Genomic DNA, 20,493 nt, shown 5'->3' on the forward strand with positions numbered 1-20,493 from the left:
AGGGGTCAGTGGTTGACGCCCGCCAGGGTGAGCAGGAAGGCAAACTCCTGCGCCGCACGCAGCGCCGCCGTTCGGGGGGCGCCCAGGTGGCCGCCGTCGAGTTCGGTGCGCAGCAGATAGGGGCCTGTTCCCGTGCTATGGGATCGCAGGCGGGCTATCCACTTGAGGGGTTCCCAGTAGGGCACCTGACTGTCGTGCAGGCCGCCCGTCACATAGACGGGGGGATAAGGGGCCTTGTGCAGGTTGTCGTAGGGGCTCAGGCGGCGCATCGCGGCATAGTCACCCGGGATGGCCGGATTGCCCCACTCGGCGTACTCCTGCCGGGTGAGGGGCTGCTCGGGATCCTGCATGGTGCCCAGCAGGTCGACGAAGGGAACTTGCAGCACGGCCCCGGCGAAACGGGTGGGCGCCTGGTTGAGTGCCGCTGCCACCAGCAGGCCGCCGGCGCTGCCGCCCATGGCAAACAGCCGGGCGGGATCGATGGCGGGATCCCGTGCCAGGGCATCGGCCACGGCGAGAAAATCATCCACGCTGTGCTGTTTGTCCCGGCCACGACCCTCCCGGTACCAGGATTCGCCGAGCAGACCGCCCCCGCGCACATGGGCGATGGCGTAGACAAAGCCGCGATCCAGCAGGCTCAGCACCCGGGGCTGGTAGTAGGGACGCATGGGGGTGCCGTAGGCCCCATAGCCGTAGAGCAGCAGTGCCCTGGGGTGGGTAATGCCCTTGCGCCAGACCAGGGAGACAGGCACCTTGACCCCATCCTTGCCCGCGATCCAGCGTCGCTCGCTCTGATAGGGAGAAGTGTCCCTGCTCTCGGGTGTCCCCTCCCAGGCGCCGGAGGCGAGATCCAGCCAGCGCTGGTGAGGTGGCTCGGCCATCCCCTGGCGGCGAATGAGCACCTTGTCGCTGGCCGGTTCCTGGCTGCCCTGGATCCAGGCCGTGCCTGCGCCATCGGTGAGCGGCAGGCTGTGGATCAACGCACCTTTGGCATCCAGCACATCGAGCCAGTCATCCCCTTCCTTGCGGTATTGCAGCACGGTGTGCCGGGCAAAGAGGCGCCACTTCTCGAGTTCCCGGCCCTCGCCGGACCAGAGCCGTTGCCACTCTCCCTTCGCAACCTGGCTCAAGTCGGCCACCTGATAGAGGCCGAGGGCGCCGTCCCGGTTGCTCTTGAGCAGCACCCTGTCCCCCTGGGTATCCAGGTAGTATTCGAGGCCGCGCTCGCGCCCCTTGAGCAGGTCGGCCCGACCCGCGTCCAGCAGGTATTGCTCCGAGCTGTCGTGGTTGTTGCTTTGCAGCACCAGGTGGCGGCGATCCGTGGTGCGATAGAGGCCGAGCAGCCAGGCGGGATCGCGCTCCTCATACACCAGGGTCTCCTTGCCATCCTGCCAGGCCAGCAGTTGCCAGGGGCGCAGGGTCTGGCGCTCGTTGGCGAGGGTGTAGAGGGTCTTGCCATTCAGACTCCAGAGCAGATCGCCGGCGCGGTGAGGCAAAGAGGCCAGTGTCTCGCCGCTCGCCAGATCCAGCAGGGTGATGCGGTAGTCCCGATCTCCCCTGCGGTCTTCGGCCAGGGCAAGCAGTTGCCCGTCCGGGTGCAGGGCCCAGGCGGCGAGCTCGTAATACCCCTCGGCCGGCTGGCGGGGAGCCAGCCGCTTTCGAGGGGCGGCATTGGCGTCGCTGCGTTGCCACAGGCTGCCGTCCGCCTCCATGCGCCACTGGCTGCCAGCCTGGCTCAGCCAGTCGTCCGGCACGGGTTCGCCCCGCTCCCGGCCCTGCCACTCCGTCTGCAGGCGCTGCACCAGTGGCGTCTGGTCGGCGAGCTGCCGCTCGGTCCAGCGGTTCTGCTCGCGCAGCAGCGTCAGGAGGGCGGGATCCTGGCGGCTGTCGTCACGCCAGCCACCATAGGGATCGAGACGGGCTATCTCCCCCTTCATCAGTTGCGGGCGCTCGGGGATGAGGGGCGCGGCCTCCAGGGTTGCCTCAGGCAGGGGGGAGGCGGGGGCCGGCGTGGCCAGCAGACTGGCCAGGATCAATAGGCTGTGCATCAGATCCCCACGAAGGTGTAGCGCAGGCTGGCACTCAGGGTGCGGCCGCTCTGGGTGAAGAGGGAAGCATCGGTCCCGGCTTCCAGCCCGGCCACATCCTGATAGCGGGTGTAACGGGTGTCGAACAGGTTGTCGAGCTTGAGGTTGACCTTGAGGGCGTCGGTGACCAGCCAGTCGGCCGTCAGGGCGAAACTGAGCCAGCCGGCACTTTCGAGGCAGTCCCCCTGGCGGCCGGTCAGGCTGTTGCCGCAGGTGGGCACCCGGCTCATGGCGGCGGCATAGTCCGCCTGAATGCCCAGACTCCACTCATTGGCCTGATAGCTCAGACGGGTGTTGCCCTCGAGGGGTGTCAGGGTGCGCAGCGCTTCACCTTTGTTGTCCTCGCCATCGACCCAGCCGAGCTTGGTGGTGAGCTCCCACTCCTGGGTCAGCCAGTAGCTGGCGGCGAGTTCGGCCCCCCAGGTTTCGGCCTTGGCGACGTTGCGATATTGGCGCAGGATGACGCCATCGCTCAGGCGCAGCCCCACCTCGCGCCAGTCGATGAAGTTGTAGTAACGGTTGTAGAAGAGCGCTGGCTTGATGCTCCAGTTGTCCCCCTCGCCACTCAGCCCCCACTCGATGCTGTGGCTGGTCTCCTCCTTGAGCCCTGTGTTGGCGATGATCTCGAAGGGTGGCAGAGCGAAGTAGTGGGGGATGTTGCCGTACACCTTGTCGTAGGAAGGCGCCCGGAACCCGTTGGCATAGCTGAGCCAGCTGCGCCACTGGTCGTTGAAGCGGTAGCTGGTGGCCAGGCTCGGGGAGAGGTGCCAGCTGTGGTTGCTGTCGTGGCTGCCGTCCAGCGGCGTGAGCCACTGGTGATCCATGCGCAGGGTGGGGGTGAACTGCCACTGGCCCAGGCTGGCCACGTCGCCGAGCCAGACTCCGGCCCTGTCGGTACGGGCGCGGCTGAAGGGGGCGGACTGGCCGGGTTGGGGAATGCCGGCCTCCAGACTCAGCTTCTCCACCGGCCGCTCGTGGGTGGTGCGCTCGAGCTCGATGCCGTAACTGAGCTGATGGGCGAGAGGGCCGGTGGCGAGATCCCGGCGCACATCCAGCTCGGTACCGATCCTGTCTTCGGTGAAGGTGGCGAGTTCCCGTTCGCTGCGATAGCGCGGATAACCGCTCAGCAGATCGTTTTGCAGCAGGCTGCGCTTGTTGGCGGTGTTTTTCGAGTGATTGCCGTAGGCACTCCAGGTGAGACTGTCGGCCAGTATTGTGTCGAGGTTGCTCGCCTCCCAGGCCAGCTTGCCCCCCTGGGTGCGTTGGCTGCCCTGCTCGTGGTACTGGCGCACCTGCCACTTGCCATCGGGCTGGGGCACTTCACGCGGCCCCTGATCCCGCTCGGCGTTGTCCTCGAAGTAGTCGAGTTCGAGGCGCAGCAGATGATGTTCGTTCAGCTGGATGCGAGAGCTGGTGGAGGCGCTGAGGCCATCCAGATCCGCCGGGATGCGGCTCTCGTCGTAGTTGGCGGTCTCATGTCCCTGCCAGCCGGAGAGGCGCAGCAGGTGTTCGGTATCCAGTATCCGGGCGGCGCCGGTGGCGCTCAGCTTCTGCTTGTCACTGCTGCCATCGTGCAGCACCTTGCTGCCGAGATAGGCATCCTGGCCCTGAAGGTAATCTTCCGGCTGCTTGGTGCTGATGACGATGGTGCCGCCGATGGCATCGGAGCCATGGAGGGAGGAACCGGCTCCCTTGGCCACCTCTATCTGTTTGACGTCGTCGAGATCGAAGCTGAAGCGGCCCACCTTGTCGTTGAGGTCGTCGGCGCCAAAACCGTCGCTGACCCGCACCCCGTCCTTGATGATGAGCACCCGGTTGCCGCCCATGCCGCGGATGAGGATGTTCTGGGGGCGGCCGGCGGAGCCGGTCACCGAGACGCCGGGTTCGTTCTTGAACACATCGGTGAGCTCGGTGGCAACCTGGCGATCCAGATCCTCCTCCGTGATGACGGTGATGGAACCCGACACGTCGGAGAGCTTCTGCTCGATGCGCTGTCCCTTGACCACGATGGTTTCCCGCCCCTTGAGTTCGGGGGGCATGTCCGTTGTGTCGACCCCGGCGGGATCGCTGGCAGCCAGCGCCGTACCGGACAGCAGCATGGGCCAGTAGTGAAGAAGTCGAATTTTCATATTTGAGAATAATTATTATTTAAGCCTGAGGGCGCGGATTATTGCAGAGGGCGTCAAGTAGATCAATAAATGACAATCATTATCATTTTGTTTTTATGATATTGATCGAATTGAATTTTTTGAGAGATAAATCAGTAAGGTGGTGGCATACGTTTGCGAATGACGCCATGGGAAACAGGAGGACGGGTGTGGTGCGGGCAAGAAAAAGCCCGCCATAGGGGCGGGCTCAAGGAGGTGGGCTGGCGCTGATCAGGGGGCGCGATAGAAGCGATTGAGCTCGTTCATCACCTGGATCAGGGTGCCCATGTCCGGGGTGCCGTGCTTGATGGGGCGATAGGTGTCACGGTCCAGCAGCTCGAAGTCCCCCTGCTTGTTGAACTGGGTGATGGTGTTGCCCTGATAGATGGCGAAGTCATGCTGATCCCCCGCCAGCAGCCAGGTGCGTGTACTGGCTTCGAACAGGTTGCGCCCCGTGCTGTAGTCACGATAGGGGTTGCGTACACCCAGCATGTTCTTCATCAGGGTCGGTACCAGATCCAGGTGGCTGCTCGCCTGCGCCTGGGGCGCAGGTTCGGCACCAGGCCAGGCCAGCACCAGGGGGACCTGCACCTGATAGGTCGAGTAATTGCTGCCATAGCCCCAGCTGTTGCTCTGGGTCTCGTTGAACTCCTGACCGTGGTTGGAGGTGATCACGACGATGGTCTGATCATCAAGCCCCTGCAATTGCAGTTGGGTCAGCATCTGCTCCAGCAGTTGATCGGTATAGAAGACCGCGTTCTTGTAGCGGTTCTCCAGCTTCTGCAGGTTCTCGGGCCGATAGGCAGTGGCCGGGTTGAAGCGGGTCAACTCGGGCTGGAAGGGGCCCTTGATGCTGGCTGGCACCTGATAATCCCCCGGGCTAGAGAGATAGACCAGAGAGAACCAGGGTCTGTCCGCGGTGCGCGTGCCAAGCCACTGCTGCCAGTCGTCGATGAGCCTGCGGTCATCGGTCTGGCGGGAGACGAAGACCTGCTTGCGCAGACCCGCAAGCAGACTTTGGCGATACTGCTTGGCATCTTCCAGTGCACCGAACAGGCCGAACTGGTAGTCCTGACGCAGCATCTCGTCGAACAGCACAGGGGGGCGCTTGTCGGCCCGGATGTCCCCGTAATAGTGGCCGGGCAGCCCGTAGAAGAGGCTGAACATCCCCATGGCTTCATCATTGCCACCACTCATGTGCTGGCGGAAATTGAAGTGGTTGTCCGCGTAGCGTTGCAGATTGGGCATGTTGATGTTGTTGAGCATGTCGGCTCGCAGGGAGTCGACCACCACCACCAGCAGGTTCTTGTGATCGCTGGGTGCGCTCACGCTGAGGGGGCGCAAGGGATAGAGCAGACGGTGCTCAGCGCTTCCCTGATCTTCGGCCTTCTTCTCATACTGCTCGAGGTCGAGCCAGCCATGCTTGGCCAGGAAGCTCCTGGCGGTCATGGGGTAGGAGAGGGGGAAGTTGGCGCGCTGCATGGTGATGGGTTGATACAGGGTCGCATCCGCCCAGCTGTTGACCAGATGGGTCAGGATGAAGCAGACCAGCAGGGCCAGTCCCACCTGATTGCCGTACTGGCGGCGTTTGCGCTTGTTGATCTTGCGCCACACATAGGCCGACAGCAGCAGTTGCAGCAGGAAGATGGCGGGCACCGCCACGAAGATGATGCTCCAGATAGAGCCCTCTTCGGTCTGCGCCTGATCCAGCAGCAGTTGCCACACCTGGCCATTCAAGTGGAACTTGAACAGCTGGAACACCTGGGTGTCGATAAGCAGCAGCACCAGAGCCAGGGTGGCGATGATGGATGAAATGAAGCGCAGCGGCTTCTCCCTGGGCAGGATGAAGCTCAAGGGGAAGATGGTCAGCAGATAGGTGACGAAGCTCAGGAACGAGAAATGACCTATCCAGCTGATGACGAGATAGGTCACGCCGAGCGTGGTCGACGGCCAGCTGATGGCGCCCAGGTAACGGGTCGAGATCAGCATGGCCAGGATGATGTTGAAGAAGGAGAACCAATGCCCCCAGGTGATCAGGCGAGAGACATTATCGCGATAGGGGTTGCCGGTTTCGACCATAATGATCCATCTGCTTGAAAAACATCAAAGAATGCGAAGAAACTCAGTGCGCATCGTGGCGATGGCCCACCGAGGCGGTGAGTGCCTGGATGAACTTCTCGGTGATCGCCTGGCGCTGGGCCGGGGCCATGCCGTTGATGATGTTGGTGGTCAGGTTGCCAAGGACCATCAGACTGAGATCCACCGGTGCCTTGTGTTTCTCCAGGGCGGTGATCAGGTCGTTCATCAGGGCGTCAAACTGCTCGTTATTGTACTTTGATACGATGGGCATAATCTTGGGTTCACCTCGGTTCAAAGCGCCTTATAATACTTCACCCTTTCGGCTAACACTATGGCTTTGTGACATGAGTCTCGATATCGACAAGATCATTCTTCACTCCCTGCGGGCGGGCAACGATGGCCAGCCCCACGCCGATACCCGCAGCCAGACCCTGCCTGCCGACGAGGCGGTACAAGGGCTGATGGCGGAGCTGCATCGCATCTACAACGGCAAGGGGGGAAAGGGCTTTGGCTTCTTCGCCGATCCCGAGGCCGCCGTCGCCGAGCTGGCGGAGGGGGAAGACGCCCCCAAGCAGCCTTCCCCCGCCTTTCGCATCGCCCTGGAGCAGCTGCTGGCGGAGCAGACCGAGTTCGTCCCCTTTTCCGTCAACCTGACCCAGATGCTGGTCAAGCAGCTGGTGGAGCATGCCCTGGACGAGCAGGGGGTGTTGCTGATTGCCAAGTACAACTATGTGGGGGTGGATTACCTGATGATCGCCCTGCTGGAAGGCAAGGAGAGCGTCACCGTGAGCGAGGCGCTGGAGTTGCGCCACATCCAGTACCTGGATATCGGCAAACTCAATCTGGTGGCCCGCATCGATCTCACCGAGTGGAAAACCCAAGGGGATTCGCGTCGTTATATCACCTTCAGCAAGGGCCGGGTCGGTCGCAAGCTGGGGGATTTCTTCATGGATCTGCTGGGGGCCCGGGAGGGCATGGATGCCAAGATCCAGAACAAGGGGTTGCTGCAGGCGGTGGACGATTACTGCGACAGCCGCCAGCTCGAACCGGCCGAGCGCAATGACTACAAGAAGCAGGTCTTCAAATATTGCACCGAGCAGGCCAGCGCCGGCGAGGAGATCGAGATCAAGGAGCTGTCGGCGGAATTGCCCGGTGATGGGGACCTCGATTTTTACAGCTTCATCGGTCAGGAGTACGAGCTGGAGGAGCGCTTCCCGGCGGACCGTTCCACCCTGCGGGGCTTGACCAAGTTTGTGGGCTCCGGTGGCGGCCTGACTCTGAGCTTCGAGCAGAAGTTGCTCAACAGCCGGGTCTTTTACGATCCCCAGACCGACACCCTGACCATCAGGGGAGTCCCGCCCAATCTCAAGGATCAAATGCTGCGCCAGTCGTAATGTGATCCAGCCGTCATTTCTTGCAAAAAGGCACCGGAGTCCGCTCCGGTGCCTTTTTATTTAAGGGGGTGATGTAGATGGAAACCACCTCAGTACTTTTGTTAACACATTGAACAAAATATCGGGAATGAAAGGGTTTTCAGTGGGGTGAAATCCCTTTCAATGACGTCAATTAATTTCCTTTCTGTAATTTAATTTCCATATCTTGGCAAAAATATGGGGATATCCCTTCCTAAGTCGCTGAAATAAGAAAATGTTTTCATAACTTTCTGGAAGAAAATACGTAATTGCATTTCAAAAATGCGAGGCGTGTCATGTGAGGCATTGACTGCTTGGGATAATATTCATCTGCACACAATGCTCTTACAGCGCGGAACTAATACAAGGAAAGGCTCATGAAAAAGAAATTGCTGTCATCCCTGATCGGTCTGGCTACCCTGGGCGTGGCCTGCTCTGCCACTGCTGCCATTGATGAAGGTCAGCTGACCATCTGGATCAACGGTGACAAGGGCTACAACGGCCTGGCCGAAGTCGGCAAGAAGTTTGAAGCCGAAACCGGCATCAAGGTCACCGTCGCCCACCCGGATCAGGTTGAAGTCAAATTCCAGCAAGCCGCCGCCACCGGCAACGGCCCGGACATCTTCTTCTGGGCTCACGACCGTTACGGTGAGTGGGTCAAGTCCGGTCTGCTGGTTCCCGTGACCCCGAATACCGCCACCAAGGCCAAGTTCGAGCAATTCGCCTGGGATGCCATGACCGTCGATGGCAAGACCTATGGCTACCCGGTCGCGGTAGAAGCCGTCAGCCTGATTTACAACAAGGATCTGTTGCCCAACCCGCCGAAGACCTTCGAAGAGATCGCCAAGATCGACGAAGACCTGAAGAAAAATGGCAAGCGCGCCATCATGTGGGCCTATGACACCCCCTACTTCAGCTACCCCCTGGTGGCTGCCAACGGTGGTTACGCCTTCAAGAAGACCGCCACCGGCTATGACGTCAAAGACACCGGCGTGAACAACGCAGGTGCCAAGGCCGGCGTCGGCTACATCTCCGAGATGATCAAATCCGGTCACCTGGAGAAGGGCATTGACTACGGTGTGATGGACGCCAAGTTCAACAAGGGCGAAGTGGCCATGATGATCAACGGTCCCTGGGCCTGGAGCAACCTGGACAAGAGCGGCATCAAGTATGGCGTAGCCCAGCTGCCGACCCTGAAAGGCAAGCCCGCCAAGGCCTTCGTTGGCGTACTGGGTGCCACCATCAACGCCGCCAGCCCGAACAAGGATCTGGCCATCGAGTTCCTCGAGAACTACCTGCTGACCGATGCCGGTCTGGCGCCGATGAACGCCGACAAGCCGCTGGGTGCCGTGGCCCTGAAGTCCTTCCAGAAGACCCTGGAAGCCGACCCCAACATCAAGGCCACCATGCTGAACGCCCAGAACGGCGAACCGATGCCGTCCGTGCCCGAGATGAGCCGTTTCTGGTCCTCCTTCGAAACCGCCCTCAAGAACGTCACCTCTGGCCGTCAGGGTGTTGACGAAGCCCTGGATACCGCTGCCAAGCGTATCGTCCAGTAAGCATGCACTACCCGGGAGGCCTTCGGGCCTCCCACTCTCTCAATCTCTCTTGGCGCAATAAAGGTTAATTGGCATGGAAGTAGTACCTTCTATCGAATCCTATGCCGGTCCGAAGAAAGACAAGTACGTCTGGCTGAAATGGACCATGGCGGCACTGATCGCAGTGCTTAATGGTTATGCGGCCGTGATGATGTATGCCAGCGGCGAGTGGGTATTTGCCCTGCTCGATCTGGTGGTCGTCTCCGTCGGTCTCTATGTCTTCATGAACAAGAAGACCTATGCCCACCGTTATATTTTCCCCGGTGTGGCAGGCATGGTTGTTTTTATCATCTTCCCTCTTGCCTACACGATCGGCATCGCCTTCACCAACTATTCGGGATCCAACTTGCTCTCCCTTGAGCAGGCACGGGATTACCATCTGAAAAAAACCTACAAGGTGACCGGCGGTGAATTCGATTTCACCCTCCTGGGTGGTGAGAACAATCAGTTTCAGCTGCTGCTGAAACAGGACGACCAATCCTTTATCAGTCAACCCCTTACCTTGCTGAACAACAAGGCGCGTACCCTGGCCGTCCGTGAAGGACGGGTACGTGACGAGCCCCAGGTTGTTCAGTTGCAACCCCTGGCCGGGGAGGCGACCGACAAGGCGGCACCCATTCGTGCCATCGTCGATCACCGCACCCACCTGAGTGCCCTGGATGTGGTACTGCCCGAAGGCAATATCCATCTGACCCTGAGCAGCCTGCGCAAGTTCGCCGCCCAGAAACAGCTCTATACCCAGCTGGTCGACGGCGCCGTGCTCAAGTCCGGCGTCATGATCAAGGACAGCAACCTGCTGCGTGACAACCAGAGCGGCGAGCTGATGCTGCCCAACGGTGACACCGGCTTCTACCAGTACATCGATGCGGAAGGTCACTTCGTCGGCAAGGGCATTGCCCCCGGTTTCGTGGTGAGCGTGGGTTGGAAAAACTTCATGCGCATCATGACGGACCCGGGTATCCAGAGTCCCTTCATGCAGATCTTCGTCTGGACCGTGATCTTCTCCGCCTGTTCGGTGGCGTTCACCCTGGCGATCGGCATGGTGTTGGCGTGTCTGGTGCAGTGGGAGCAGCTCAGGGGGCGTGGTTTCTACCGGGTCATGCTGATCCTGCCCTATGCGATACCGGCGTTCATCTCCATCCTGGTGTTCAAGGGCTTGTTCAACCAGAACTTCGGTGAAATCAACCTGTTCCTGGAAGCGGCCTTCGGCATCAAGCCGGACTGGTACACCAATCCCTTCCTGGCCAAGGTGATGATCCTCATCGTCAACACCTGGCTCGGTTACCCCTACATGATGATCCTCTGCATGGGCCTGCTCAAGGCGATTCCGGAAGATCTCTACGAGGCGTCTGCCATGGACGGGGCGGGGCCGGTACAGAACTTCTTCAAGATCACCGTACCGCTCTTGATGAAGCCGCTGACACCGCTGTTGATTGCATCCTTTGCCTTCAACTTCAACAACTTCGTACTTATCCAGTTGTTGACGAACGGGGCGCCGGACATCATCGGGGCCACCACGCCGGCCGGGACCACCGACTTGCTGGTGAGCTACACCTACCGGATCGCGTTCCAGGGCTCGGGTGGTCAGGACTACGGTCTGGCCAGTGCCATCGCCACCGCCATCTTCCTCATCGTGGGTGCGCTGGCCTTGCTCAACCTGAAATTGTCCAAAGCCGACAAGCAACTGTAAGGAGGCTTCAACATGGCAATCGTACAACCCAAATCAGTCAAATACCGGGTGTGGGCAACCCACCTGGTGATGTGGGGCTTCCTGGCACTGATCATCTTCCCGCTGATCATGGTCATCGCCATCTCGTTCCGTAACGGCAACTTCTCGGTGGGGGAGATCATCCCCACCAATCCGACCCTGGATCACTGGAAGCTGGCGCTCGGAATGTCCATCACCAACGCCGATGGCAGCATCACGCCGCCGCCGTTCCCGGTGCTGACCTGGCTGTGGAACTCCATCAAGGTGGCGGGCATCACCGCCCTGATGATAGTGGTGCTCTCCACCACCTGTGCCTACGCCTTCGCCCGTCTACGGTTCCGTGGCAAGTCCACCATCCTGCAGGGCATGCTGATCTTCCAGATGTTCCCGGCGGTGCTGGCACTGGTGGCCATCTACGCGCTCTTCAACAAGATCGGTGACTACATCCCCTGGCTGGGTCTCAACACCCACGGCGGCCTGATCCTGGCCTACATGGGGGGCATTGCCCTGCACGTCTGGACCATCAAGGGCTACTTCGAGACCATCGACTCTTCCCTGGAGGAGGCGGCGGCCATCGATGGCGCTACTCCGTGGCAGGCGTTCCGCCTGATCCTGCTGCCCCTGTCGGTGCCCATTCTGGCGGTGGTGTTCATCCTGGCCTTCATCGGCTCCATCACCGAGGTGCCCATGGCCTCCATCCTGTTGCAGGATGTGAACAATCTGACCCTGGCGGTCGGGGCCCAGCAGTACCTCTATCCGCAGAACTACCTGTGGGGTGACTTCGCCGCAGCCGCCGTGCTGTCAGGCTTCCCCATCACGGTCGTCTTCCTGCTCGCCCAGCGCTGGCTGGTGGGCGGTCTGACCGCAGGCGGCGTGAAAGGTTAACGGTTCATGGCCGGGGGAGCTGGCTCCCCCCGTCATCACGATTTGCAAAGATTCAAGAGCGGAGCTCGACATGGCTGAAGTAGTACTCAACAACGTTCGCAAAAATTACGACCCGGCTGTCCACAAGGACACCCTGCGCAGCATCAACCTCGACATCAAGGAAGGGGAGTTCATCGTCTTCGTCGGCCCGTCCGGCTGCGGCAAGTCCACCCTGCTTCGGATGATCGCGGGTCTGGAAGACATCACCAGCGGCGAGCTGACCATCGGCGGGCGCTACATGAACGACGTGCCGCCGGTGGAGCGCAACGTGGGCATGGTGTTCCAGTCCTACGCCCTCTACCCGCACATGAACATCTACGAGAACATGGCTTTTGGCCTCAAGCTCAAGAAGATGGACAAGGAGAACATCCACAAGCGGGTGATGCGCGCCGCCGAGATCCTGGGTCTCGAGCCTTTGCTGGACAGAAAGCCCAAGGCCCTTTCTGGCGGTCAGCGTCAGCGGGTGGCCATCGGCCGCTCCATCGTGCAGCAGCCGCAGGTGTTCCTGTTTGACGAACCGCTGTCGAACCTCGACGCCGCCTTGCGGGTCAAGATGCGTATCGAGATCGCCAAGCTGCACAAGGAACTCAACTCCACCATCATCTACGTGACCCACGACCAGGTGGAGGCCATGACGCTGGCCAACCGCATCGTGGTGCTGAGCCCGCTCAAGGGCGAGGCGGCCACCAACCTGGAGCAGTTCGGCACCCCCCTCGAGCTCTACCACAACCCGGACAACAAGTTCGTGGCGGGCTTCATCGGCTCCCCCAAGATGAACTTCCTGGCGGGCGAGCTGGTGGAGATCGGCGAGCAGGAGTGCGTGGTCAAGCTCACCTCCGGCGATACCGTGCGTGCCCGGGTGGATGCCCGTCGCGGCGCGGTGGGTGACAAGGTGGAGCTGGGCATTCGCCCCGAGCACCTGGTGCCGCTGGGTCATGCCCATGCCGACAGCCGCGTGAGCGGCGTGGTGCAGGTAGCCGAACACCTGGGGGCAGAATCCTTCGTCTACATGGACGTGGATGGTCACGACTTCACCGTCAAGGCGAGCTCCGACATCGACGTGGCCACCGGCCAGGAGTACAGCGTCGGCATCCCGGCCGAAGCCTGCTACCTGTTCGATGCCAAAGAACAGGCGTTCCCGCGCACGGCCAAATATATCCGCGCCTGAGAGGGCGAGAGTGCCAGGTTTTCCTTTCTATACGTTCAATGCCTTTTGCCGGTCGCAAGACCGGCTTTTTATTGCCCGTCATCCGAAGCCCGGGCCCGGCCAGCGGGTGCGGCTGGCCGGGGCCCGTCACTGCCCGTGCTTGTCTGACTCGAGGGCGGCGGTGACGTCCGGCACGAAGTGCTGGCTGGTGAGCGGCGGGCGCTCATAGCCTTCGGTCTTGATGGGGGGCAGGGTGATGGGCTCGTAGTGGATCGCCTCGTAGGGCACCTTGCCAAGGAGGTGGGAGATGCAGTTGAGGCGGGCGCGGCGCTTGTCGTCGGCGTCCACCACGAACCAGGGGCAATCCTCGGTATCCGTGTAGGTGAACATGTCATCCTTGGCGCGGGAATACTCCACCCAGCGGGAGCGGGACTGCAGATCCATGGGGCTGAACTTCCAGCGTTTGATGGGGGTGTTGATGCGCTCCTTGAAGCGTTTCTCCTGCTCTTCGTCGCTGACCGAGAACCAGTATTTGATGAGGGTGATGCCGGAGCGGATCAACATCCGCTCGAATTCGGGGCAGGCACGCAGGAATTCGCGATACTCGTCGTCGCTGCAAAAGCCCATCACCCGTTCGACCCCGGCCCGGTTGTACCAGGAGCGATCAAACAGCACCATCTCGCCCGCCGAGGGCAGGTGCGCCACGTAGCGCTGGAAGTACCACTGGGTACGCTCCCGATCCGAGGGGGCGGGCAGGGCGGTGACCCGGCAGACCCGGGGGTTGAGGGGTTCGGTGATCGCCTTGATGACGCCCCCCTTGCCCGCGGCGTCGCGCCCCTCGAACAGCACCACCACTTTGAGCCCCTCCTGCTTGACCCACTCCTGCAACTTGACCAGCTCCTCCTGCAGGTGGGCGAGGTGATGTTCGTAGGTCTTCTTGTCCAGACGGGGGCGTTTCTTGCTCTTTTCCTTGGCCATTATCCTCTCCTTGGTGACTCCTCGTTGTGAGTCTCTCCAGCTTGCACCAGGCGGGCACCCCTGCCAAGGGTGGCGTGTTACACTGCCGCCTCATCAGCCGCTGGCAACAGAAAAACAGGAAAGCCAGTTTCATCGCCGCTGGCAACAGGAGAAAACATGAAGCAGTTTATGGAGATAGCGGGCCGCCGCATGGCCTATCTGGACGAGGGGCAGGGTCCGGCACTGCTCTTTGGCCACAGCTACCTGTGGGACAGTGCCATGTGGGCACCGCAAATCGAGGCCCTCAAGGGGCAGTATCGCTGCATCGTGCCCGAGCTCTGGGGCCACGGGGATTCCGATGTGCTGCCCGAGGGGGCCTGCACCCTGGCGACCCTGGCCCGGGATCACCTGGCGCTGCTCGATGCCCTTGGCATCGACGAGTGCGTGCTGGTGGGGCTCTCCATCGGTGGCATGTGGGGCGTGGAGCTGGCGCGCATGGCACCTGCTCGCCTCAAGGGAGTGGTACTGATGGACAGCTTCGTCGGTCTTGAACCCCAGATCACCTGCGAGCGCTATCTCGGCATGCTGGCGATGATCGAGCAGGTCGGCGCCGTGCCTGCGCCTATCGCCGATCAGGTGGCTCCGCTCTTCTTCGCCCATCAACCGGACGCGGCCCTGATGGCCGGTTTCAAGGCCCGGCTGGCCCAATGGCCCGCCGACAAGGTGGCGAGCCTGGTGGCGGTGGGGCGCAGCTTCGTGACCCGGGAGGATCGCATCGACTGGCTCGAAGAGATGAGGCTGCCCGCACTGGTGATGACGGGTTGCGAGGACAAGGCTCGCCCTGTGCTGGAGGGGTATCTGATGGCCGAGGTGCTGGGGTGCCCGTTCAGGGAGATCCCGGGGGCCGGTCACATCTCGACCCTGGAGAATCCCGTGTTTATCAACCGGGCGCTGGCGGCATTTCTCGCCGAAGTGGCAGGGTGACGCTGCGCCGGATAGCCGTAAAAAAGGAGCCATGGGCTCCTTTTTTGTTTCCCAGTCCGGATGGGGCTACCAGATGTAGCCCACCCCGAAGCCTGCATAGAGTTCTCCCTGATGCTGGACGATGGGGCTGTCCGCGATGTCGTCGTCGTAGCGTTCGTAGTTGATGCCAAAGCCGCCAATCCAGTTGGCGCTGAAGCGATAGCTGCCGATGAGGGAGACCATGGGGGAGAGGGTGGTGCCCGTGTTCCACGCCGGCCTGTCCGCCCTCGCTTCGTCTTGCGAGACACCGCCGAAGTAGTAGTTGGCGAGGTTGTGGCTGCGCAGCATGACGCCGGCTCCCGGCATCAGCAGCAGGGGACCGCGGATGATGGGGAAGTTGGCCCACAGCATCAGCTCCTGACCGTTGCTGGTGCCGGTCACATCCGTGGTGGCCCGCACGCTCCAGAGGGCGTAGGGAGTGATGAGATCGGCCCCGAACCCCGCTTCGAACTGCCCCTTGCGCTTCTCCATGCCATGGAGGAAGGGGTCGTCGTCCGGGTCCAGGTTGCCAAAGCGCATCCGGCCGAAGGCATAGGTCGAGAGGTTGCCATCCCGGCTGAGGTAGTAGCGGGCCCGATCCCCCAGATACATCAGGTTGTCACCAAAATAGAGGGCCCCCGGGATGGGCATCAGGGTGTCGTCCTGGTGCTGGTAACGGGCCTGACCGCCGATGACGGCCCCGCCCAGCACCAGCCCCTTGGGAATGGGGCTGTCAGGGCTGTCGCTGGAGAAGGCGCTGAGGGCCCCGATGTCGAGGTCTGCCCGGACGGGTGAGCAGAGCAGCAGTGCCAGAAAGGCACCCAGAGAGGCATGGCGCAGGGCAGGGAGTGGGGGCATGACAGATCCTTGTCGGTGGGTGGGCAGTGGGAACGAATCAGACCTGCGTAGCAAGTCAAACGGATGTCGGTTTTCAATTAAACCCGACAAGGCAAGCATGAGCCAGCGTCACGGAGGTGCTGCTGGTGGCCGGTATCTGGAAGGGGCGAGACCCAGCCTCGCCCCTTGCCAGGGTCAGGGGGCGGGGCGGGGAAGATCTTCCCGCTTGGGCCAGGCATTGAGCACCGCCTTGACCAGGGTGGCGAGGGGAATGGCGAAGAAGACGCCCCAAAAGCCCCACAGACCACCAAACACCAGCACGGCGATGATGATGGCCACCGGGTGCAGGTTGACCGCCTCGGAGAAGAGCAGGGGGACCAGCAGGTTGCCGTCGAGGGCCTGGATCACGAGATAGGCCACCATCAGCCAGGCGAAGTCGGGGGTCAGCCCCCACTGGAACAGGGCCACCATGGCCACCGGCACGGTCACCGCGGCGGCGCCGATATAGGGGATGAGCACGGAGAAGCCCACCGCGACCGCCAGCAGGGCGGAGTAGCGCAATCCCATCAGGGCGAAGGGCACATAGGTGGCGATGCCGACGATGACGATCTCGATCACCTTGCCGCGGATGTAGTTGATGATCTGGTCGTTCATCTCCACCCAGACCCGGTTCACCAGGGTGCGGTTGCGGGGCAGGAAGCGGCGCAGGCCTCCCATCAGCACCTGTTTGTCCTTGAGCATGAAGAAGACCATCAGGGGCACCAGGATGGCGTAGATGAGGATGGCCACCACGTTGATGAGGGAGCTCAAAGAGGCGCTCACCAGTTGTTCGCCGCCGGTCAGGATGCGCTGGCGAATGTTGTCGATGATGGTTTCTACCAGGCTGACGTCGATGATCTCGGGGTATTTTTCCGGCAGGGTGCGCACATAGTCCTGGGCATGGGCCAGCATGGCGGGGGCCTCCTTGGCCAGGTTGACCCCCTGGCTCACCAGCGTCGGGATGAGGCCCAGCAGCATCAGGGTCGTCACCGTGATGAACAGCAGCAGGACCAGGCTGGTGGCGACGGTGCGAGAAAGACCGCCCCGTTGCAGGCGACTCACCGGCCACTCCAGCAGATAGGCCATCACCAGGGCCACCAGCAGCGGTGCCAGCAGATCCCCAAACAGCCAGAGCACGGCAAAGCAGAAGACCAGCAGCAGGAAGAGGGTGACGGCATCGGGGTCGGAAAAACGGGTCTGATACCAGCGCTTCAATACATCTAACATCGAGGCTTCCTTGAATGGCGGCTCACGGGGTGGGTGGCATGGGCTCGGGGGCGAGCAGGGCGTCCCGGGGGGGACAGGCAACGACGAGCAGCAGGGAGAGGCGGGCAGCTGACTCTTCCCGGGTCTGGACATGGTGACCCTGACGGCGCAGATAGGCGGGAATGTCCTGCCGGGAGCCTGCATCCCCGAGCTGGATGCACACGGATTGACCGGGCCGGGCCTGGCGCAACCAGAGCTTGAGCCGGATGAGGGGCTCGGGACAACGCCAGGGGGTCAGGTCGAGCTGTTCCATGAGAACTCCATCGCGTGCGTGGCGGTCATTATGGCCGTGATGAGAGGATGAAACAACGCTTGTGGGCCTTGAATGGCAAGGGTATTCTGCCGATGCCCGCTGGGGTCTGATTGGAGATAGAGATAACGTGGCACGTTTTTCCCCCCTGATAGCATCGCTTCCCCTGTTGGTCACCCTGATGGGGGCGACCTTCCACGCCCAGGGGAGCAACCAGTTGCCCGACATCGGTACCGCCGGGGTCGCCGCACTGCCCATCGAGCAGGAGGTGCGCTACGGCAACGCCTTCATGCGTTTTGCCCGGGCGGGCCTGCCCATCATCGATGACCCCGTGCTCAACGAATACATCGACGATCTGGGCCAGCGGCTGCTGACCAATGCCGACGGGGTGCGCTTCCCGTTCACCTTCTTCCTCATCAACGATCCCAGCATCAACGCGGCGGCCTTCCTCGGTGGCCGGGTCAAGGTGCACACCGGCCTCTTCCTCTACGCCGAGAGCGAGAGCGAGCTGGCCTCGGTACTGGCCCACGAAATCACCCACGTGACCCAGCGTCACATCGCCCGTTACATGGAGGCGCAGGCGAGCAGCTCCGCCATGACCCTGGCCGGCCTGGTGGGCTCCATTGCACTCGCGGTGATCAACCCCACCGCCGGCATCGCGGCCTTGCAGACCACGCTTGGTTTGTCGATGCAGTCGGCCATCAACTACACCCGGGACAACGAATACGAGGCGGATCGCATCGGCATGAAGACGCTGTATGACGCCGGGTTCGATCCCATGGGCATGGCCAACTTCTTCCAGAAGCTGGCGGCGGAGTACCGCTATGCCAGCAAGCCGCCGGAGATGCTGCTGACTCACCCCCTGCCGGAGACCCGGATCAGCGAAGCCCGTGCCCGGGCCGGGAGCTATGGCGCGCGCGCCCTGCCGCCGAGCCTGGACTTCTGGCTGGCCAAGGTGCGCATCCAGGTGCGCTATGGCACCGAGACGCCCCAGGCGCTGCTCACCTACTTCGACAGCCGCCTGCAGAAGGGGGATTACCCCCTCAAGGATGCCGCCATCTATGGCAAGGCGCTGGCCCTGTTGCAGCTCAAGCGCACCGACGAGGCCGACACCCTGATGCAGGAGCTGGCGACTCGTCACCCGGAGGATCTCTTCGTGGTGGATGCCCTGACCGACATCGATCTCGCCAAGGGGCGCAGCGCCCAGGCCATCGCCAGACTGGAGCGCTTCCGCACCCGGATGCCGGACAACGAGGTGGTGGTGGTGAACCTCGGCAACGCCTATCTGGAGGGGGGCAACTACAAGAAGTCCATCGCCATCCTGGACCCTTATGCCCGGGAGCACGACGAGAACAGCCTGGCCTGGAGCCTGCTGTCGGACGCCTACCGCAAGGCGGGCAGAATGACGGACCTGCACATGGCACGGGCGGAGACCCTTTCCCTGCGCGGGGACTACCAGGCGGCCATCGACGAACTGATCGTGGCGCGGGGCACCACCAGTGACAAGCTGACCCTGGCCCGCATCGAGGCGCGCATCACCCAGCTGGAGCGGGCCAAGAAGGATCTGGACAGCCTCAAGGGCTGAGTCCGGAGCGGGTTGATGGCAGGCGGGGTGCTCCTTTGGGGGCACCCCGCCTTGTTTTGCAGGCTAAAATAGGGCCTTTCATCGGTTTCAACGCATCTTGATGATGAAGAAATGAGAGTGATGGATGGCTCTGCTATGGGGCGCTCGCCACGCGGCGTTTTATCTCGGCGAGCTTCTGTTCGTCCAGCTCCCCCACCAGGGTCTCCAGCAGCGTGCCCCTGGCATCGAGCAGATAGCTGGTGGGCAGCGCCCCGGGCCTTGGGAACGGGAGGCGGGCGTCGTCATCCGGGATCATCAGGGGAACCCTGATGGCGTGGCGCCGTGCCAGCTCGGTCAGTTCGGCGGGGGAGGCGGGGTCATAGTTGATGGCGATCACCCGGATCCGCCCTTCCTGGTGCAATGTTGCCAGCAGGGGCATCTCCCGCAGGCAGGGGGCGCACCAGGGGGCGAAGTAGTTGACCAGCAGCGGCTTGCCACCGAGATCCGCGAGGCTGACCTTCTTTCCCGCGCCGTCGGTGAAGTCGGGTGCCGGGCTGCAGGCCCCCAGCAGGGTTGCCACAATCAGCCAACAGATCCGTTTCATTTCCATAGCCTTCCCGCTTACCCTGACCATCCGTTTCCCCTACAATAGCGCCATTTCTTGTCCCATCTTGCGATTAATCAGGGAGTTATCATGAGCGAGACCCAAATCTACCACAATCCGCGCTGCTCCAAGAGCCGTGAAACCCTGGCCTTGCTGGAACAGCACGGGGTCGCCCCCGAGGTGGTGCTCTATCTGGAGCAGGCACCGAGCGAAGCACAGATCCGCACCCTCCTGAGTCAGCTTGGCTTCACGGATCCCCGACAGCTGATGCGCACCAAGGAAGATCTCTACAAGGAGCTGGGGCTCGGCGAGGTGAGCGGCGATGACCTCATTCGTGCCATGCACCAGCACCCCAAGCTCATCGAGCGCCCCATCGTCATCAAGAACGGGCAGGCCCGCATCGGTCGTCCGCCCGAGCAGGTGCTGGAGATCCTCAAGTGAGCACCCGCTTCGCTCGCCTGCTGACCCTGGCCGGTTTTTTCGGCCTGTTGGCCTGGGTGCTGCTCTGGCACCTCTGGCTCTCGCCCCACCCGGACCTCAATCCCTGGCTGTTGCCGGTGATCTGGACGGTGCCGCTGCTCTTCCCCCTCAAGGGCATAGTGCAGGGCAATCCCTACACCCACGCCTGGGGCAACTTCGTGCTGATGCCCTACTTCCTGCACGCCCTGACCCTGATCACCACGGATGAGGGGGAGCGGTGGCTGGCGGTGGTGGAGCTGGTGCTCACCACCCTGGCGTTTGTGGGCACCATCTATTATGCCCGCCTGCGCGGCCGCGAGCTGGGGCTGAGTATCCGCAAGAAGGAAGGCTGAGCCCCTCCCTGTCCGCCTGCTGGCGGGCAGGGTATGTGTCTGAAACCGACGCAAGCCAGC

18 protein-coding genes are annotated in these 20,493 nt (G+C 62.0%); 9 read left to right on the forward strand and 9 right to left on the reverse strand.

Going from position 1 to position 20,493, the window contains the following annotated elements; genetic code table 11:
• Positions 1-5: 5 nt before the first annotated feature.
• From AB5Y70_RS15410 to AB5Y70_RS15425, 4 genes are all read right to left on the reverse strand, one after another.
• Positions 6-2,048, reverse strand: coding sequence for a prolyl oligopeptidase family serine peptidase (locus tag AB5Y70_RS15410; protein WP_368176076.1), 2,043 nt, complete (start codon positions 2,046-2,048; stop codon positions 6-8).
• On the reverse strand, positions 2,048-4,216 hold the full coding sequence (locus tag AB5Y70_RS15415; RefSeq protein WP_202606781.1) for a TonB-dependent hemoglobin/transferrin/lactoferrin family receptor: 2,169 nt from the start codon (positions 4,214-4,216) through the stop codon (positions 2,048-2,050). Before AB5Y70_RS15415 ends, AB5Y70_RS15410 begins: the two co-directional genes overlap by 1 nt.
• A gap of 249 nt (positions 4,217-4,465) precedes the next feature.
• Positions 4,466-6,313: a DUF3413 domain-containing protein gene (locus AB5Y70_RS15420; RefSeq protein ID WP_102948250.1), complete on the reverse strand. Its 1,848-nt coding sequence runs from the start codon at positions 6,311-6,313 to the stop codon at positions 4,466-4,468.
• Positions 6,314-6,356: 43 nt separating this feature from the next.
• The gene (locus tag AB5Y70_RS15425; protein ID WP_039038627.1) at positions 6,357-6,584 is read right to left on the reverse strand and encodes a YejL family protein; all 228 of its coding nucleotides are present in this window, start codon (positions 6,582-6,584) and stop codon (positions 6,357-6,359) included.
• Between the two features lie 73 nt (positions 6,585-6,657).
• On the opposite strand from AB5Y70_RS15425, the gene yejK reads away from it, so the two are divergent.
• From yejK to AB5Y70_RS15450, 5 genes are all read left to right on the forward strand, one after another.
• Positions 6,658-7,707 carry a nucleoid-associated protein YejK gene (yejK, locus tag AB5Y70_RS15430; RefSeq protein WP_161648200.1) on the forward strand — a complete coding sequence of 350 codons (1,050 nt, stop codon included), beginning with the start codon at positions 6,658-6,660 and terminating at the stop codon, positions 7,705-7,707.
• Between the two features lie 395 nt (positions 7,708-8,102).
• Entirely contained in the window at positions 8,103-9,284 is a 1,182-nt protein-coding gene (gene malE / locus AB5Y70_RS15435; protein ID WP_102948252.1) for a maltose/maltodextrin ABC transporter substrate-binding protein MalE, read from the forward strand.
• Between the two features lie 73 nt (positions 9,285-9,357).
• The gene (malF, locus tag AB5Y70_RS15440; RefSeq protein ID WP_102948253.1) at positions 9,358-11,013 is read left to right on the forward strand and encodes a maltose ABC transporter permease MalF; all 1,656 of its coding nucleotides are present in this window, start codon (positions 9,358-9,360) and stop codon (positions 11,011-11,013) included.
• Between the two features lie 12 nt (positions 11,014-11,025).
• Positions 11,026-11,916 (forward strand): maltose ABC transporter permease MalG, encoded by an 891-nt coding sequence (gene malG / locus AB5Y70_RS15445; protein WP_010674251.1) that lies wholly within the window; start codon positions 11,026-11,028, stop codon positions 11,914-11,916.
• 70 nt (positions 11,917-11,986) lie between these two features.
• Positions 11,987-13,123: an ABC transporter ATP-binding protein gene (locus tag AB5Y70_RS15450; protein WP_010674252.1), complete on the forward strand. Its 1,137-nt coding sequence runs from the start codon at positions 11,987-11,989 to the stop codon at positions 13,121-13,123.
• Positions 13,124-13,249: 126 nt separating this feature from the next.
• On the opposite strand, the gene ppk2 is transcribed toward AB5Y70_RS15450, so the two are convergent.
• Positions 13,250-14,080 (reverse strand): polyphosphate kinase 2, encoded by an 831-nt coding sequence (gene ppk2, locus AB5Y70_RS15455; protein ID WP_010674253.1) that lies wholly within the window; start codon positions 14,078-14,080, stop codon positions 13,250-13,252.
• A gap of 156 nt (positions 14,081-14,236) precedes the next feature.
• Between ppk2 and AB5Y70_RS15460 the strand changes: the two genes are divergently transcribed.
• A complete protein-coding gene (locus AB5Y70_RS15460) occupies positions 14,237-15,043 on the forward strand; it encodes an alpha/beta fold hydrolase (RefSeq protein WP_161648199.1) in 807 nt (268 codons plus the stop codon).
• A gap of 66 nt (positions 15,044-15,109) precedes the next feature.
• On the opposite strand, the gene AB5Y70_RS15465 is transcribed toward AB5Y70_RS15460, so the two are convergent.
• The 3 genes from AB5Y70_RS15465 to AB5Y70_RS15475 all read right to left on the reverse strand — a co-directional run bounded on the left by AB5Y70_RS15465 (position 15,110) and on the right by AB5Y70_RS15475 (position 17,456).
• Positions 15,110-15,919 (reverse strand): MipA/OmpV family protein, encoded by an 810-nt coding sequence (locus tag AB5Y70_RS15465; RefSeq protein WP_223929721.1) that lies wholly within the window; start codon positions 15,917-15,919, stop codon positions 15,110-15,112.
• Positions 15,920-16,093: 174 nt separating this feature from the next.
• Entirely contained in the window at positions 16,094-17,164 is a 1,071-nt protein-coding gene (locus AB5Y70_RS15470; RefSeq protein WP_039038634.1) for an AI-2E family transporter, read from the reverse strand.
• Between the two features lie 22 nt (positions 17,165-17,186).
• Positions 17,187-17,456: a sulfurtransferase TusA family protein gene (locus AB5Y70_RS15475; protein WP_039038635.1), complete on the reverse strand. Its 270-nt coding sequence runs from the start codon at positions 17,454-17,456 to the stop codon at positions 17,187-17,189.
• 127 nt (positions 17,457-17,583) lie between these two features.
• Between AB5Y70_RS15475 and AB5Y70_RS15480 the strand changes: the two genes are divergently transcribed.
• Entirely contained in the window at positions 17,584-19,038 is a 1,455-nt protein-coding gene (locus tag AB5Y70_RS15480) for a M48 family metalloprotease (RefSeq protein ID WP_223918331.1), read from the forward strand.
• 133 nt (positions 19,039-19,171) lie between these two features.
• On the opposite strand, the gene AB5Y70_RS15485 is transcribed toward AB5Y70_RS15480, so the two are convergent.
• Positions 19,172-19,651 (reverse strand): TlpA disulfide reductase family protein, encoded by a 480-nt coding sequence (locus AB5Y70_RS15485; RefSeq protein ID WP_104452737.1) that lies wholly within the window; start codon positions 19,649-19,651, stop codon positions 19,172-19,174.
• A gap of 60 nt (positions 19,652-19,711) precedes the next feature.
• On the opposite strand from AB5Y70_RS15485, the gene arsC reads away from it, so the two are divergent.
• Both arsC and AB5Y70_RS15495 read left to right on the forward strand, forming a co-directional pair.
• Positions 19,712-20,062, forward strand: coding sequence for an arsenate reductase (glutaredoxin) (arsC, locus tag AB5Y70_RS15490; RefSeq protein ID WP_010674260.1), 351 nt, complete (start codon positions 19,712-19,714; stop codon positions 20,060-20,062).
• Complete coding sequence (locus tag AB5Y70_RS15495; RefSeq protein WP_010674261.1) at positions 20,059-20,433, forward strand: DUF2069 domain-containing protein; 375 nt, start codon at positions 20,059-20,061, stop codon at positions 20,431-20,433. The genes arsC and AB5Y70_RS15495 overlap by 4 nt, the downstream gene beginning before the upstream one ends.
• The last annotated feature ends 60 nt before the right edge of the window (positions 20,434-20,493 follow it).

This window comes from Aeromonas sp. s1(2024) (genome assembly GCF_040908005.1).
GTDB lineage: Bacteria > Pseudomonadota > Gammaproteobacteria > Enterobacterales > Aeromonadaceae > Aeromonas > Aeromonas caviae.

What these genes read in the sequence shown, in the direction of transcription:
- AB5Y70_RS15475 (WP_039038635.1), bottom strand. Translation starts at nt 17,456, where the DNA reads ATGGAACAGCTCGACCTGACCCCCTGGCGTTGTCCCGAGCCCCTCATC.
- AB5Y70_RS15485 (WP_104452737.1), bottom strand. Translation starts at nt 19,651, where the DNA reads ATGGTCAGGGTAAGCGGGAAGGCTATGGAAATGAAACGGATCTGTTGG.
- malG (WP_010674251.1), top strand. Translation starts at nt 11,026, where the DNA reads ATGGCAATCGTACAACCCAAATCAGTCAAATACCGGGTGTGGGCAACC.
- malF (WP_102948253.1), top strand. Translation starts at nt 9,358, where the DNA reads ATGGAAGTAGTACCTTCTATCGAATCCTATGCCGGTCCGAAGAAAGAC.
- AB5Y70_RS15450 (WP_010674252.1), top strand. Translation starts at nt 11,987, where the DNA reads ATGGCTGAAGTAGTACTCAACAACGTTCGCAAAAATTACGACCCGGCT.
- AB5Y70_RS15460 (WP_161648199.1), top strand. Translation starts at nt 14,237, where the DNA reads ATGAAGCAGTTTATGGAGATAGCGGGCCGCCGCATGGCCTATCTGGAC.
- AB5Y70_RS15470 (WP_039038634.1), bottom strand. Translation starts at nt 17,164, where the DNA reads ATGTTAGATGTATTGAAGCGCTGGTATCAGACCCGTTTTTCCGACCCC.
- yejK (WP_161648200.1), top strand. Translation starts at nt 6,658, where the DNA reads ATGAGTCTCGATATCGACAAGATCATTCTTCACTCCCTGCGGGCGGGC.
- AB5Y70_RS15420 (WP_102948250.1), bottom strand. Translation starts at nt 6,313, where the DNA reads ATGGTCGAAACCGGCAACCCCTATCGCGATAATGTCTCTCGCCTGATC.
- AB5Y70_RS15465 (WP_223929721.1), bottom strand. Translation starts at nt 15,919, where the DNA reads ATGCCCCCACTCCCTGCCCTGCGCCATGCCTCTCTGGGTGCCTTTCTG.
- arsC (WP_010674260.1), top strand. Translation starts at nt 19,712, where the DNA reads ATGAGCGAGACCCAAATCTACCACAATCCGCGCTGCTCCAAGAGCCGT.
- AB5Y70_RS15410 (WP_368176076.1), bottom strand. Translation starts at nt 2,048, where the DNA reads ATGCACAGCCTATTGATCCTGGCCAGTCTGCTGGCCACGCCGGCCCCC.
- AB5Y70_RS15425 (WP_039038627.1), bottom strand. Translation starts at nt 6,584, where the DNA reads ATGCCCATCGTATCAAAGTACAATAACGAGCAGTTTGACGCCCTGATG.
- ppk2 (WP_010674253.1), bottom strand. Translation starts at nt 14,080, where the DNA reads ATGGCCAAGGAAAAGAGCAAGAAACGCCCCCGTCTGGACAAGAAGACC.
- malE (WP_102948252.1), top strand. Translation starts at nt 8,103, where the DNA reads ATGAAAAAGAAATTGCTGTCATCCCTGATCGGTCTGGCTACCCTGGGC.
- AB5Y70_RS15415 (WP_202606781.1), bottom strand. Translation starts at nt 4,216, where the DNA reads ATGAAAATTCGACTTCTTCACTACTGGCCCATGCTGCTGTCCGGTACG.